This is a genomic window from Nostoc sp. DedQUE09, from assembly GCF_034530915.1.
GTDB lineage: Bacteria > Cyanobacteriota > Cyanobacteriia > Cyanobacteriales > Nostocaceae > Nostoc.
Genome location: NZ_JAVRCE010000054.1, coordinates 39043 through 54417, shown reverse-complemented (window position 1 = coordinate 54417; position 15375 = coordinate 39043). Strand labels below are relative to the sequence as shown.

At 42.6% G+C, this 15375-nt stretch carries 10 protein-coding genes; 1 reads left to right on the top strand and 9 read right to left on the bottom strand.

Annotated elements, in window-relative coordinates:
• Nucleotides 1–123: 123 nt before the first annotated feature.
• The 7 genes from RMY27_RS26555 to folK form a co-directional block, all read right to left on the bottom strand.
• Nucleotides 124–1911 carry an iron uptake porin gene (locus RMY27_RS26555; RefSeq protein WP_322667860.1) on the bottom strand — a complete coding sequence of 596 codons (1788 nt, stop codon included), beginning with the start codon at nucleotides 1909–1911 and terminating at the stop codon, nucleotides 124–126.
• Between the two features lie 410 nt (nucleotides 1912–2321).
• Nucleotides 2322–4604 carry an aminodeoxychorismate synthase component I gene (gene pabB, locus RMY27_RS26550; RefSeq protein ID WP_322667859.1) on the bottom strand — a complete coding sequence of 761 codons (2283 nt, stop codon included), beginning with the start codon at nucleotides 4602–4604 and terminating at the stop codon, nucleotides 2322–2324.
• A gap of 352 nt (nucleotides 4605–4956) precedes the next feature.
• Nucleotides 4957–5268 (bottom strand): K(+)-transporting ATPase subunit F, encoded by a 312-nt coding sequence (gene kdpF / locus RMY27_RS26545; RefSeq protein WP_322667858.1) that lies wholly within the window; start codon nucleotides 5266–5268, stop codon nucleotides 4957–4959.
• A gap of 51 nt (nucleotides 5269–5319) precedes the next feature.
• Nucleotides 5320–5871: a hypothetical protein gene (locus RMY27_RS26540; protein ID WP_322667857.1), complete on the bottom strand. Its 552-nt coding sequence runs from the start codon at nucleotides 5869–5871 to the stop codon at nucleotides 5320–5322.
• Nucleotides 5872–6216: 345 nt separating this feature from the next.
• Complete coding sequence (locus RMY27_RS26535; protein ID WP_322667856.1) at nucleotides 6217–7041, bottom strand: ADP-ribosylglycohydrolase family protein; 825 nt, start codon at nucleotides 7039–7041, stop codon at nucleotides 6217–6219.
• Nucleotides 7042–7048: 7 nt separating this feature from the next.
• Complete coding sequence (locus RMY27_RS26530) at nucleotides 7049–7597, bottom strand: NUDIX hydrolase (protein ID WP_322667855.1); 549 nt, start codon at nucleotides 7595–7597, stop codon at nucleotides 7049–7051.
• Between the two features lie 68 nt (nucleotides 7598–7665).
• Complete coding sequence (gene folK, locus RMY27_RS26525) at nucleotides 7666–8181, bottom strand: 2-amino-4-hydroxy-6-hydroxymethyldihydropteridine diphosphokinase (RefSeq protein WP_322667854.1); 516 nt, start codon at nucleotides 8179–8181, stop codon at nucleotides 7666–7668.
• Between the two features lie 253 nt (nucleotides 8182–8434).
• On the opposite strand from folK, the gene RMY27_RS26520 reads away from it, so the two are divergent.
• Complete coding sequence (locus tag RMY27_RS26520; RefSeq protein WP_322667853.1) at nucleotides 8435–10813, top strand: penicillin-binding protein 1A; 2379 nt, start codon at nucleotides 8435–8437, stop codon at nucleotides 10811–10813.
• Nucleotides 10814–10975: 162 nt separating this feature from the next.
• Here the strand turns inward: RMY27_RS26520 and RMY27_RS26515 are convergent, their stop codons facing one another.
• The gene (locus tag RMY27_RS26515) at nucleotides 10976–12352 is read right to left on the bottom strand and encodes an MATE family efflux transporter (RefSeq protein ID WP_322667852.1); all 1377 of its coding nucleotides are present in this window, start codon (nucleotides 12350–12352) and stop codon (nucleotides 10976–10978) included.
• A 321-nt stretch (nucleotides 12353–12673) separates the two neighbouring features.
• Complete coding sequence (locus RMY27_RS26510) at nucleotides 12674–14869, bottom strand: transglycosylase SLT domain-containing protein (RefSeq protein WP_322667851.1); 2196 nt, start codon at nucleotides 14867–14869, stop codon at nucleotides 12674–12676.
• Between the last annotated feature and the right edge of the window lie 506 nt (nucleotides 14870–15375).

Here is a 15375-nt window from a genome sequence, read left to right as displayed (position 1 = left end):
CACTCAGCACTCAGCACTCAGCACTCAGCACTCAGCACTCAGCACTCAGCACTCACCACTCAGCACTCACCACTCAGCACTCACCACTCAGCACTCACCACTCAGCACTGAGTTGGTAAACCTTTAGAAGGTGAAAGTTGTTCTCAGCGTACCGATAATTGCATCATCGTTATTGCTGTTTTGACCAGGAGAGGTCAACCAGATTACACCGGGGGTAATCGAGATGTTATCTGACAAGCGATACTTGTAAAAGCCTTCAAAGTGATAAGGTATATCATTACCAGTACCAGCAAAAACTCCTCCTCGGTTAAACGCATAAGGTTCTGCACCAGCAAAAATCCCTAAAACGTTACCCTTTTTACCGAAGTCAGGTAAAGCTACCCCAAGACCGTAGCTCCAAGCTTGATAATCATCATCAGCACCAAAGCCTGTGACATCGTGGTAAGAAACGAAGCCACTGACTGACAGTTTATCACTGGGCCTGAAAGCTGCTGATATCCCATAAGAATTACTGGAAGATCCGTTTAGGGTAGTTAGAGTGTTAGCTTGACCAGTACCTACGACGCGGTTAGTACTACCCAAACCACCACCTAGATCGAATAAATTACCACCCCCAGCACCATGATAACCGTGAACGTAGGTAGCACCTATAGATAAGCGATCGCCAACACTAAAGTTCAATTGTCCCAAGGCTGCATAGTTACCCTCTAACAAACCTTGATTTGCCACAGGATTATTAGCATTTGATGCCAAGTAACCTATAGTCAGTGAACTTGGTTTGAAAAAACTGCCACCCTTACCAAAGGGTAAAGTCAGTGCCGCACCTGCACCACCACCAATGCGATAAATCGGACTTTCAGAAGCAAAGGTAGACAAAGCACCATTACCGCCATCAAAGTCCTCAAAGTAAGGGTTGTTAGTGGCAACATAATCGCTATGAATACCTCCGGTGCCCGCAAAGTAAACTTGGGCTGGGCCTATGGGTACGTAATAAGCTAGCCAGTCGATAATGACACTATTGTTAGTAGTACTGCCGATTTGAAATGTTTGCGTACCTTCAGCAGTATCAATCGCAACACCATTATCCCCTACTTGTGTAAAGGCTAGTGCGTTCCCGGCTGCAAGACGGGTGTGTAAAACGTCTTTACCTGTGAAGCTGGTTTGCAAGTCTAAACGTACCCTATCTTGGAAGACAGTATTATTCGCATCGCCAGTGTTATTGCCAAAAATATCAGTGACGGCAAAAATAGCTTCACCCACCAATTTTGTGGTGGTAGAAAACTGATTAGCTTCAAGTTCCGCAGTCCGTGCTTCTAGAGAATCTACTCGACCGCGTAGAGTTGCCAATTCTGCCGAGAATTCCTCCTGCAAACGCTGGAGAGTCGCCAAATCCTGTTTTGTCACCAAGTCAGCAGTTGCTGTGGCAATCAGTTCATTAACTCGATCTAAACAAGCATTCAAACCTGCGGCAAACTCATAACGAGTCAGTGCCCGATTGCCACGGTAAGTACTATTGGGGTATCCTGCAATACAACCATAGCGCTCAACCAAAGATTGCAAAGCTTGGAATGCCCAATCAGTCGGCTGTACATCAGAAAATTGAGAAACTGATGTGACTTGAGACAGTGAAGTTTGATTTTTGCCTTCGTTGCTGTAGCGATTAACCTCTTCTAAAACCTTATTTTCATCAGTCTTTTGGGCAACCAATTGCTGCTTAACTTTTGGTTGCTCTGTTTGACTGAATATTGAAGCATTAGCAGCTATTGGTGCTTCTGTCTGAGCAGTTTTTGCCTTTATATCTTCAGAAGAACTTGCTACTTCAGCAGCAGCCATAGCCTTAGCGGAAACCAACACCGTCACTCCCAAAACTACTGGACTTAGTACCAGAGTTTTCCACAATAAATGAGACATTTTTATTTTCCCTTCCCAAAAAATAACCAAAATCAGTTGGTTCAAGAAAAAGAGAATAAGTAATTATTCTGCTTCTTGGGAATCTTATCAGATTGCTGTTACGTAAGCTATATATCGAAGAAAATTTTTACAGATAAGGAATTGTCAAGTTTTGCAGATAAATTATTTGCGAAAGATTGAGTTTATAATAAGGGGATTTCAGTCGTTTTTGTGCTATTTTCGGACTTTAGCTTCTTGTTTTTAACCCTGATTTGCGGTAGTTGCTTTTTATCTTTAAATTTATTCCTAAATCAAGAAAGTGTATTTGTATATGAAGTTTTGATTATAAATTAGTAATCTTTAATAGTAGCCAGTTTTGTGTCGGGATAGGCTACCCCAAACACATTTCCATCCTTCTTTAAGCCCCTGATTTAGGCAGATAATTTTTCATAACTATCAGCAGTTGTTGCTTCTAAGCCCAGAATGGAATACACGTCTGGTTCAGATGTTCCGTGCATCGTCAGAAGCAAAGCGTCGATTAAGGCTTTAGCTTTAAGCAGCGTTTCCTGAAACTCCATCTCTGGCTCAGAAAGGGCTATAATTCCGCCACCGATACCAATGGAGGTTTGACTGGGAGTCAAAACAGCAGTCCGAATCACAATATTCAAATCGGCTGAACCATTCAAGCCTAAAAAACCGATCGCACCTGAATATACTCCCCGCGCTTCTTGTTCCAAGCGATCAATAATTTGCATGGTGCGGATTTTCGGCGCACCAGTCATCGATCCTCCAGGAAATGCAGCTTGCACGCAATCTACAGCATGTAAATCTGAACGTAACCGCCCGCGTATCGTTGTCACCAATTGATGTACTGTTGGGTATGTTTCCACATCCATTAATTTTGGTACGTGGATGGTACCAACTTCACAGACTCGCCCCAAATCATTGCGTAACAGATCGACAATCATCAGATTTTCAGCTCGGTCTTTTTCGCTGTTGCGTAGCTTCTCACGGAGGACGAAATCGGCTTCGGGGGTTTCTCCTCGTGGTAGGGTTCCCTTGATGGGTTTAGTTTCTACCCATCCTTGGCGATCGATTCTTAGAAACCTTTCTGGAGATGAGCAAGCGATAGCTACGCTCGCCGCAGGCATCGCAATTTCACCAAAGCGCAAAAATGCAGCGTAAGGAGCCGGATTAATTTTACGTAATGTGCGGTAGAACGTCAATGGATCGGGGGTAGCATTGGTGTACAGCTGATTAGTCAGGCAAACTTGATAGGTTTCGCCTTCGTGAATTTCGTCTAAGCATTGCTGAATATCTTGAATATAATTTTGGTAAGTGCGACTCAAGCGGAACTTAACAGGCTGACAATTTTCTTGGGGTACAAGAGAAAAAAGAGAATCTAGAGTTTCGAGTTGTTGCTGGATATTATCAAACCAAGTTTCTACTTGTTCTGTTTGTCCTTTTTTGATTAATTGCAGCAAATAAAGGCACTGTTCTTGATGATCGATCGCAATCATGCGATCGGCAAGCAAAAAAATTGCATCAGGTAATGGTGAAGAATGCGCCAATGACGCTCCACATTCTGCCTTAAGTTCATAGCCAAAATAGCCAATAAATCCACAGTTAAAATCAAAAGGTAACTCATCAGATTGACAAAATCGACAGTCTATTTCCCGCTTCAAATACTCAAAAATACTTTCGGTGCGATGAGTCACAGTATCTGACTGTGTGATGATGAGTTCTTGCGTTTGGGTATGATATCGCACCAATAGACTGTTTGCTCCGCTGCCATCACCCATAAACGAGAAGCGAGATAGACCAGGCTCTACACGGCTACTATCTAGCCAAAAAGCGTTTGCTCTATCTCCAAACAACTGTACAAATATTTGTTCTGTATCTGGGCAGATATCTAATTTACGTGTATGTAATTCAAACTTCTCTTCCTGTTTTTGGCGGGGTTTATCCATAACAGGAGTAACAGATCCATATCCAATCCAATATTGCTTTTGTGGACTTCTTGACTCTGCCAATAAGCTTTCAAGTCCCACCCCTCCTGCCTCACTTCGACTCCTTTCGACTTCGCTCAAGGCAAGCCGCTCAGTGACCACCTGTCTCCTTGACGATTTCTCTGTAAATTGCAGCGTAATATCTCGAAAGTTTGCTAGTAATTTTTGTCCATATTCTGTACAGATAGACTCTGGGTGAAACTGTACGCCCCAAAAAGGTAGATGGCGATGACGCAATCCCATCACCAGTCCTGCTTCAGTCCAAGCAATTTTTTCTAGACACTCAGGTAGTTCATTAGCAACTAATAACGAGTGATAGCGCACCACAGAAAAATTACTAGGAATACCTTGAAATAATTCCGAATTATTATGATAAATTTTACTGAGTCTACCGTGTCGAACTTCCGGTGCATGAATCACTCTTGCACCATGTAGATAGCCAAGTCCTTGATGCCCCAGACAGACTCCCAGCAAGGGCACATCCACATTCTCAATTATCTGTCGGCAGACTCCAAAATCTTCTGACCTTTCTGGACGACCGGGACCAGGTGAAATCACAATGTTGTCAAATGCAATTTCTTTCAATTCATCCCAGTTAAGGCGATCGTTATAAATTACCAGAGGTAGTTTACCATTTACCTCTGCAAGCATCTGGTAAAGATTAAAGGTATAAGAGTCATAATTATCAATAATTAATGTTTGCATACATACTTAATTAACGACTGTGTAGAACATTTTTGCAATTAGAATAGCACCTAGATAATTTATCTGCTACTTTAAATTTTTCGGTTCTATCTTTGTTAATAAGTTATGTTGTCATGCACTTTGCGGTTCTTGATTTTGGTTAAGCTTGTCCTGACTGCCTGTAAAGTATCCTAGCATAAGGTATTTCCAACAAATAAATTATCTAATCTTGTCGGGTGGGAAGTATTCGACTCAGCCCTCACCTCGAAGTCCTGCTCACCCTGAATATGGAACAGGTAAGGACACCCATATCACAAGAAAATTGGGAATATTTTTTTATTTGGAAGTCCCTAAATCTCGTGTGCAAAACTCATTAGAATTTTTCCGGTGTAAACATTACAAAAAATAAATAGATGAAAAGCCCTAGTGTCACCAGTCCTAACAGTCCCAACCCCCAAGCTTGACTGCGGGAAAGTTGTTCGCCAGTAGCTGCATAGACTACAGGTGAAACCACTAGGTTGAAACCCATCGCCAAGAACAGATACAATGGTAGCTTTTGTCTACGCCATTGACACCAGATTTCAGTTATTTCTTCTAATACTTGAGATGCAGCGATGCCTGCGGCGAGCTTCTCTACGAGACGCTCCGCGAATGCTAACGCACGTTGGATCTGAATATGTTTCATAGTAAATTAAGACAAAGGTAGGATAATATAGGTGTTTTATAAAACACCAAATTAACCTAAATATGGATATTTGGTAATATTACATTTTAATAATTGCATCCAATATTTTGTAGCATTTTTTTGAGTTATTTCTATATCGCGCAAATTATGACCTTTGCCTATATTTAACATATAATATGTTAATTGTAGAGCTATAAATAAATAAGTTAAACCCAAAGGTTTTAAATGTTGCAAAAATAGGTGATATATAACTTGAAGTTTCTGTCTATGGCGAAAATGCATCCACCATTTTGTTTGATGTTCGGCTATACTTTTTTGTAGGCCTAATATAGCTTCAATCTCTATAAATTTATCTCTTACTTGATTATAAAACTTTATTTCTTTTTCAATGTTTCCAGCCTTGTATGATAAATCAGCATCGTCAGATAACTGATAAGCTTCACTAATTAAATGACCAACATTTTCTGCTTTTTGTTGGTCATATCCAAGTTTAATATATATTTCAGTTGCTGCTTCTGCTAATTCAGCAAATTTTTCAGCATCATGTAGCCAATATATTTTTGTTTGTAGTTCTCCTAAAGTAGAGGCTAGAGTATAATTCATCAATTTGGCTTTAAATATGCTTTCGATTATCTAATATCATGTCCGTATAATTAGTTATGATTTCCACAGTCATTGCACCCCACCCCCAGCCCCTCCCCGCTCTTCGGGAGGGGAGACAAAGCATAGCTTTGGCGGGGTGGGGTTCTTCGGGTTTAATAAGCAATCAAGCGGACATGATATAACTTAAAATTAAACACTAAAATCTAGCTTTTTGAGCATCTGAACTCAACTCGATCCAAAATTAGAAAATTAAGATTACCTAATGCTACTTTGATGTATTAGATTTAGCCGATCTTTTTACCCACCAAACTCATTAACTGCTTATCCAGTTCGATGAGGTAATCTCTACCGTAAGCTCCATCCTCTAACCCTGTAACAAGATGATTGGGAATGTCTTGAGTATATTTCCTCGCTACAAGAACCAGCAGCCAAAGCGTAGGCGTAGCCCGTCGTAGACATCGCTGCTACTGTATCTACATCCCCAGTAAAAGCGATACAATCTTGTAAAAGTTTGCTCATGCTGTCATTTCGCATCACCGCAGTAATCGCTGCTCTGACACTCATCCAGCCTTTAGACTTGACTTCACCTTCCCACGGTTTATTCCATCCAGATACATAACCTTCCAGAAACCGTCCTAATTTGCGTTTTGCTCCCAGTCGATAGATAAAATAATGCGACATTAAGGCAGCCGCAACGGCAGCATTGATCCCATCAGGTGTATTGTGGGTAATTGCCGCTTGAATTGTTGCCGCCTCAATCACTTTTTCTGGTGTGGGATAGATGCCAATGGGTACTGCACGCATTGCACCCCCGCTTTTGTCACTATCAAGGTTAATTTTGGTTAAAAACTCTTCCCCATCCTGAATTTCTCCCAGAAAATGGTAGAAGTTTCGAGCATAACCTTCTCTTCGATCGCGTTTAAAAGCTCTAACAAAACTATCGGCTAAAACTTCTGATATCCACGGTGCTTGAGCGACAATCACTTCCGCAATGGCAATACTCATCTGGGTGTCGTCGGTGTAGCTGCCAAGATTGAGTCGAAACCGTGGATGTTCAATGTATCGACTCAAATCGTTGTTAGCGATGGTTTCGTCTGCATATTCAAAACCTGCACCGCAGGCATCTGCGTAGGCGTAGCCCGCCGAAGGCATCGCTAACTCTAGCAGCATAAGGATATTAAACTAAAAACGGACGCGCCAGAAAAAAGCTAGAAACTGATTTAGCATCTACCGGCTCTCCCTCCAGAATAGCTTTTTCTAATTCTTCAGGAGTCATAAATACAGTTTCGATATCTTCGTCTCCATCTTGTGGGGGTGGTGTCTCCAGCTTTTCTAAATCTCGCGCCAGAAAAGCATAGATAATTTCATCAGAATAGCCAGGAGCTAAGAAAAATTCGCCTAACTTATCCCATTTATGGGCACTATAGCCAGTTTCTTCGGCAATTTCACGCTGTATTGTTTCTAAAGGCTCTTCCTTTCCTTCCAATGTCCCCGCCGGAAATTCTAATATCCGTCCCTGAATCGCAAAACGGTACTGGCGTACCAATATAAGTTTACCTTCCGCTGTCACTGGTACAGCTAGGGCACCGCCAGGGTGACGAATACATTCCCATTCTCCTTCCGATTTATTCGGCAAACGCAAGCGATTAACTTCAAAATCAAACTTGCGTCCTTTATGAAACAGGCGTTGTCTTAGCAGTTGTGGTAATTCTCTACCTAATGGCATAGTTAAATCTGATTATCTGTGAATACAGAGGCAAAATCAGTGTTCTTCTGCTTTTAAGGATGGTAATTTTAATTGTCCATCCATAAATGTACATCAGAACAGTCTACCTCTTTCAGCAGCTCTTTAATGACACACCCGGAAACTGGTTCTATCCAATCTGGGGCAATTTCTGCCAGTGGGACTAATACAAAGGCGCGATCCCGCATTCGTGGATGGGGAATTTGGAGATTTAGTGTATCCAATTTAATGTCATCATATAATAACAAATCCAAATCTAGAATTCGTGGTCCCCAACGTTCCTGACGCACGCGCCCAAATTGTTGTTCAATTCCTAACAAAATTTCTAATAACTGTTGGGGGAGTATTTCTACCTGTAATGTCACGCAGCCATTGAGGTAATCTGGCTGTGGTGGGCCGACAGCTTTGGTTTGATACCAATGGGATCTGGCTTCTAAAACAATACCTGGCGTTTGGGCTAAAGTCTCTATAGCTGCTTCTAAAATTGTCTGGGAATCGCCGATATTACTACCAAGAGCAACGGCGCTTCGTCTTAGCTCTGCTTCGTCGTAGCCTGGTGTAGACATTATACTTTCCTAAAATAAGCCGTTTTTGGGCTGTCTTTGCGGATACTTGTTAATAGCTTTGATATTCGCAGTAGTTATCAAAATTGCGGCATTTTTTACAAAACTAAATTAACCAAATTTAAAAAACATTATTTTATAGTGAATTTAGTTAATTATTGATAGGATATTATACTAACACAATGGTAGTGCTATAACCCCAAAGTTAATTGATGGTGGTTATATAGTTGCTTACTAATTTGAGCGAGGAACTGACGTGGGGAAGCTTACCTCCTGGTTCAAGCGAAGACCAACTAATTTGAGTGACTCTGGACAAGGAGGAACGAATGAGAGCTTACCACCAAAACATCTGGCGCAGACGAGGCAGTTACTGAGCAAAATGAAAATTTTACCATCTAAGATCAGGGTCAATCGGGCAACTGGCGCTAAACCACTCCATCGCCGCTTATGGTTTTGGGCAGGTTTAGGTGTTAGTGGTGGGATAGTTGCCTCGATCTATGGCATCAGTTTAATAGATCGGACTTTGCCAGATCAGTCCGAGCTGAATGCTGTGTTTCGAGAGCAAACACTGACCATTAAAGCTGCTGATGGCACTATATTACAACAACAAGGTGAAGCGACCAGAGAACAGCTAAAACTAGAACAAATACCAGATAATTTAAAAAAAGCTTTCATCGCCTCAGAAGATAGAAGGTTTAGGCAACACAACGGAGTCGATCTGCAAGGGATTGTCAGAGCGGGTTTGAATAATTTGCGATCGCAAGGTGTGGTAGAAGGTGGTAGCACCATCACCCAACAGCTAACGCGGATTCTGTTTTTAAAACAAGAGCAGACAATCTGGCGCAAACTTAAGGAAGTCCGCCTTGCTCAAAAAATGGAGCAAGAATTAACCAAAGATCAGATTTTAGAGCGTTACCTAAATCTGGTTTATTTGGGAGGTGGAGCTTACGGTGTGGCAGATGCCGCCTGGGTATACTTTAGTAAGTCGCCAGATCAACTTTCTCTGGCGGAAATGGCAACGATTGCTGGATTAGCTCCTGCTCCTAGCTTATACGCCCCAGACAAAAATCCCGAAGCGGCAAAACGGCGGCGAAACCTAGTATTGCTACGGATGCAAGAAGATAAAATAATTACGTCAGAGCAAAGGCAAGCAGCCGTTCAGGAGCCATTAGCCCTCAAAAGCAGTTCACCCAAGCGAGTCCAAGTAGAATCACCCTACTTTACCAGCTACATCCAAAAAGAATTGCCCAAGTACGTTTCTCCTAATGTGCTAAAAAGTGGGGGTCTGGTAGTAGAAACCACGCTAAACCCAAGTTGGCAAAAAGTGGCAGAAGAGGCAGTTGCAAAAACATTGCGAAATCAAGGACGCTGGGAAAACTTTAAGCAAGCAGCAATGGTGGCCATAGACCCCCGCAACGGTGAAATTAAGGCCATGGTTGGGGGAAAAGACTTTGGTAAAAATCAGTTTAATCGAGTTACCCAGGCACAACGGCAGCCAGGATCGACATTTAAAGGGTTTGTATATGCAACTGCGATCGCTACTGGCAAAAGCCCCTACGATAGCTACGAGGATGCACCCTTTGTCGTAGACGGCTATGAACCGAAAAACTATAGTGAAAACTTCCGGGGTTCAATGAACATCCGAGATGCCCTCACCCGCTCTGTTAATATTGTTGCGGTCAAGGTGTTGATTGATGTGGGATTTACACCAACGATTAAACTAGCCCATGATATGGGGATAAAATCTGAACTCAAGCCCACCTACTCCTTGGCTCTTGGTTCAAATGAAGTCAATCTGCTAGAGTTGACGAGCGCCTATGGCAGTTTTGCGACTCAGGGATTGCACGCAGAACCTCATGGTATTACCCGCATCCTCAACCGCCAAGGCAAAGTCATCTGGTCAGCTAATTTCAAGTCAAAACGCGCCCTGGACGCTGACAGTGCCGCCATCATGACTTGGATGCTACGCAACGTCGTTCAAGCGGGAACTGGTGGTGCTGCCCAATTAGCTAATAGACAAGTTGCAGGCAAAACCGGCACCTCCGACGAAGCCCGCGATTTATGGTTTATTGGCTACATTCCTCAGATGGTGACAGGGGTATGGCTAGGTAACGATGACAACCGCCCTACTTATGGCAGTAGTAGTAGTGCCGCTTACACTTGGCGCGAATTTATGGAAAAAGCGGTAGAGGGGATGCCTGTAGAAAAGTTTCCCAAACGACCCAAGTTAGACGGTCGCAAAGGCACTATCAAAGCCCAGTCCATCAAGCCCAAACAAGTGCTGAATCGTTCTATTGCCTCTAAAGATGATGACTCAGAAGGGGAAAGTGCGAGAAATTCTGATGATAGTGGTTCATATAGGAGACGTAGAAGAAGGAGGAGCTATTCTCAAGAAACACAGCAATCCAGCGATTATACTCCAAGACGGAGAAGGCGCGATCGCAGCGAATCAAGTTCTAGTAACTCCTCCTCAGAATCATCTACTCCACGGCGACGTTATAGAAGAGTAGAATCTGATTCACCCCGGTCTAGAAGAAGTCGGCGAGAGTTGCCTCCCGCAAACAGTTCTGGTTCTTCAGGTTCTTCATCGTCACAACCATCTTGGCGGGATAGACTTAGACCTTCTAACCAGTAATGAGAAGTGGGCATTGTTGAGACTATGCACGACTTGGTAGGGAGCAGGGGAGCAGGGGAGCAGGGGAAACAAGGGGACAAGGGGACAAGGTGACTTAAGTCAGAATTTACAACAAGTCTTTACCCTTGTCCCCAATTCTCGTTGTCCTCAAGTCGTCTTTAGTCAATCAGACTCAATCTCAGAAGTCAAAAGATAAAAACGCCCAGTTAAAAGTACTGCACCCATAAGTAGCCCTAGTATTAAACCCAACCATAAACCTATAGCACCCCAGTCGAAAGTGAATGCCATCAAATAGCCCCCACCTAGACCTATTCCCCAGTAAGCAAATATAGTAATTAACGCTGGCACTTTGGTGTCTTCCAACCCGATTAAAGCACCAGCAGCAATAGTCTGAATAGAATAAAATATTTGGACTATTGCCCCCGCAGCCAGGAAAGAAGTTGCCGTTTTAACTATCTCGATATTATCTAAATTACTGGTGTCCAAATACATTGCCATAATATAGTTGGGAAACAGCCAAAAAATTAGTGCCACAATACTTACAAAAGGAGTAACAAGCGCAATGCAGACTAATCCCGCTGTGCTTGCACCTTTGAGATCGTTTTGTCCCCTCAACTGTCCTACTCTCATTGTGACGGCATAGGAAATACCTATAGATACCGTTTCGACAAAACTTTCTGTCTCGACGGTAATTTCATGTGCTGCTAACGTCTCTGTTCCAAACCACCCCATCAGTAAAGCAGTGGCAGTGAATACTCCAATTTCTGCTCCATACTGCAACCCCAAAAACCACCCAGTTTGGAAGATATCTATAAACATCTTCCTATCAAATTTATCTAAAGCGCTATTAAGTTGGTATTTTTTAAAGTAGTTATCAAAGCAAATCCAACTGGCGGCGGCAATAAAATTCAACCAAAAAATGAGTGTGCTTCCCCAACCGATACCGGCTAAACCAAGGGCTGGTAAACCAAATTTACCGAACATTAGCGCGTAATTAGCAACTGCATTTAATAATAGTCCCGTCACCGTAATTACTGTTAAAAATTGGGGACGATTGAGGGCAGAGCTAACTTCTTTTAAGATACAAAAACCGAGTGCAGCCGGAAAACCCCAAACAATAGACCGCAAATATGTTTGAGCTAATAACACATTGCTTTCTTCTTGACCAGTTAGTAGCAGGATATAGTCAAAATGCCAAATGATAAACATTATAGGTAAGCACATTGTCACGGCTAACCAAATTCCTTGACCGGTAGCACGGCTCACTTGGTCTATCTTTCCTGCACCAAAAGCATTGGCGACACTTACACCCGCGACTGAAAGAACAGAACGACAAACGGAAGCTAAAGTAGAAAAGGTCACAGCGCCTAAAGCACCCGCAGCTAAAGCTTGGCTGTTAAGTAAGCCCATCATTACCCCATCCAATAAAGGAATGCCCGCTTCTAATATTTGAGTAATTATCAAAGGAACTGCTAATTGCAAGCAAGCTTGGACTTCTAATATTAGTTCTGACTTAAATTCTTTTGAAGTTAACTCCATTGGGGCGCTAAAAAAGCAATACTAAATACATTAAGATATATTAACGCCATAGGTGTAATCAACTCAAGCTATTAGCGATCGCCTCTCCAAAAATTGTGTTTTATCACCCTCTTTTCAGCACAATTTCCAGTAGGGGCGCAAGTCCTTGCGCCCCTACCGCGTGGTGTTTTGTCCTTGGTAAACACAAATGACTAATGACTAATGACGGTCTACAGGGAAAATAGTGCAATATGTAGGCGCGTTAGCTTATCACTATGAGTTGTGAACTTTGAATTAAAAAATTGCTTGAACTCAACACTCACAACTCATAACTTTCTCAGATTATCGCGCTGGTAGTTGTGGGTGTGTGGTCGAGTACTTTGTCACTATGCCAGAAATCTCAGGGTTGTAAAGCCTTAGATAATTCCAGTAGTTGCCAAATACTTGCCGCACATAGTTTTTAGTTTCATCAAAGGGAATTTGTTCAACAAACTCATCTGGATCTTTTGTAGTTAGAGTTTGCAACCATTTGGAGACATTGCCGGGGCCAGCATTGTAACTAGCGATCGCCAGCAAGGAGTTATTGTTATATTGATCGTGGGTATGACCCAAATACCATGTACCCAGCATGATGTTATCGTTGGGATTTTCTAAACTTATTGTTTTGAAATCCACCTTGATTTGTGGCGCGATCCATTTAGCTGTACTCGGCAACACCTGCATTAAACCAGTAGCTTCAGCGACAGATTTGATTTTTGGTTCAAACCGTGACTCTTGACGCATCAAAGCAGTTACTAGCAAAGGATTAAGTTTACGGTCAATAGACCACTTTTCAATCTCTCGCTGATAAGGAAATGGATAACGCGCTTGCCAGTAGGTGATTTGTTTACTCAGAGTCTGATATTGGGCAAGTTCGGCTGGTATTTCCCGGTCTTCCAATTTAGAAATTTCATCAATTCCAATGAGATTTTCTCCTTTAGCCTGCCGCATTAACCCTTCGGTAAATTGCTCTGCTACCGTTGGCTGAATTTTGTTCTGAAATTCTGTTTGCCATTGTAACCAGGCATCGCGGTCTTGACCTAGCAGATACAATTCTTTGAAAGTTTCAGAACCAGCAGGCGGTAATGGACGCTGGGGGGCGATTACTTCTGGGTTCATGACGCGCACGTTGTCAAAATTGCCGACATTTAGCCCCAACATTGTCGCGGCTCGCCATGCATAGTAAGAGTAAGGAAACTGGCTAACCACATATTCATAAGCAGTTTTAGATTCTTGCTGTTTCCCTAGTGCAGCCGCCCATTTACCTACCCAAAAGCCCGCTCTTGGAGCCAAAATACTATTGGGGTTATTAGTGACGATTGGTTCTGCCCATTGCCAAGCACCGACATAATCTTTGGCTTCGGCTTTATCTTGGGCGATTTTCCAACGATACTCTGCTGCTTCGTCAGAGTTACCGTATTTACCTATGAGTAATTGCCACGCCGCGCTAGCTGACTTTTGATCCTTGAGAGTTTGGAGGGTTTTGGCTTTTTGTGCCAGTGCAGTACCAGCTTGTTTGGGAAATTTACTAATTACCTGATCAAGATAGGGTAAGCCGTCTTTAGGTGTTTTTGCGGTTTCTGCTAACCGCAGTAGTGCCGTCCCAGTTTCCTCACTATTGGGAAATTCCTGCACTAATTGTTTATAGGTAGCAATCGCTTTTTCTTTATCTTTGCCTCCTACCTGTAAACCCCGTGCAGTACGGTAGAGGTTGCGCGATGTTTTGGGTGCTTTGGCGTAAGCATTAGCCGCTTTCAGAAATTGACTATTTTCCCAATAGCTAGTACCAATGAGTTCCCAATCTTCAGGTTTGAGGGTAGTCTGTTTTACTAACTGATCCAAAACGCCCACTATGCCTGGTTGATCGTAGGCATACTTAGCCAAAATCAATTGTAATTGTGGCTGATTGGGATTTTCTTGCAAGCGTTTGCGGATAATTTCCCAAGTTAGAGGATTGGAAGGAAATTGAGCGATCGCAGTTTCTTGTTGCTTTGGTTGAGCAATCAGATATAACGCTTTCACGCTGGCAGCTTCTTTGGGATACTGTTTCAGCACCCTTTGCCTGAGATCCGAGGCTTTGCCGTCCTCGCCCAGCATATCCTCTGCTTGGGCTTGTTTGAGTAAAATATAGGGCGCGAGGATGGGATAGTCTTTCTCTAGTCCTTGGAGTAAAACTAGGGCTTTTTTCCCTTGGGTTCTTTCAATATAATCACTCGCCAAAAGATAACGAGCGCGATTCCGGTCTGGCGATCGCGATTCTTGAGCGATCGCTGCTAGTTTTGCCGCCCGTTCTGGCAGCGATTGCGATATCAGCCCAAAAACGGCTGATTGGGCAACACTACCGTCTGATTTTTGCTCTGCTTGATTCTGACTCAGTCTGAGCCATTTTCCCAGAGACTTGCCAATCTCAGGTGCTGATACCATTGCCCCAGTTAAAAAGGCAAAGAGTGCTGCACCCGCAATTATCGAAATTTGCTTTTTCTGTAGTTTCTTCAGCATGAATACCCGCTGAAAAGTTTCGGTGAATTTCTTGAAACTCTAACACTCCTAACCATCAGTGTTACCAATTTTTAATTTTAGATTTTTAATTTTATGTAGAAAAATACTAATTTTCAATCCTAGAGTTGGTAGTATTGAGTCTATAGCACATATTAGATACTATTACATCTATCTTAGGTATATCTTAAAGATCCTAGTAGGTAGCTCTTCTGCTGGGGATTCGGTTCCTACTGATTTAGAACCACTGAACTTTCCTACCCTACCAAAAGCTGACGCTACAAATCTAAAACTCTTCTCTCGATAGATAAAATTTATCGCCACCACCTGAGCGTTTTTCTGGGCCATTAGTTTTGTAATGGCGTGGCAACCCTAAAGTTGTGCATTAGGAAAAAGCAGAAAATATTGATTTATCTCCGTTTTTTCAAAAATCTACTTTCAACTTTTTACCCTTGCCACGCTACAACCAAATTAAAGCTAATGTGGAGCAGGTTTTTCAATTTGTGTCT

What these genes read in the sequence shown, in the direction of transcription:
- RMY27_RS26535 (WP_322667856.1), bottom strand. Translation starts at nt 7,041, where the DNA reads ATGCTGCTAGAGTTAGCGATGCCTTCGGCGGGCTACGCCTACGCAGAT.
- RMY27_RS26515 (WP_322667852.1), bottom strand. Translation starts at nt 12,352, where the DNA reads ATGGAGTTAACTTCAAAAGAATTTAAGTCAGAACTAATATTAGAAGTC.
- kdpF (WP_322667858.1), bottom strand. Translation starts at nt 5,268, where the DNA reads ATGAAACATATTCAGATCCAACGTGCGTTAGCATTCGCGGAGCGTCTC.
- RMY27_RS26510 (WP_322667851.1), bottom strand. Translation starts at nt 14,869, where the DNA reads ATGCTGAAGAAACTACAGAAAAAGCAAATTTCGATAATTGCGGGTGCA.
- folK (WP_322667854.1), bottom strand. Translation starts at nt 8,181, where the DNA reads ATGTCTACACCAGGCTACGACGAAGCAGAGCTAAGACGAAGCGCCGTT.
- RMY27_RS26530 (WP_322667855.1), bottom strand. Translation starts at nt 7,597, where the DNA reads ATGCCATTAGGTAGAGAATTACCACAACTGCTAAGACAACGCCTGTTT.
- RMY27_RS26555 (WP_322667860.1), bottom strand. Translation starts at nt 1,911, where the DNA reads ATGTCTCATTTATTGTGGAAAACTCTGGTACTAAGTCCAGTAGTTTTG.
- RMY27_RS26540 (WP_322667857.1), bottom strand. Translation starts at nt 5,871, where the DNA reads ATGAATTATACTCTAGCCTCTACTTTAGGAGAACTACAAACAAAAATA.
- pabB (WP_322667859.1), bottom strand. Translation starts at nt 4,604, where the DNA reads ATGCAAACATTAATTATTGATAATTATGACTCTTATACCTTTAATCTT.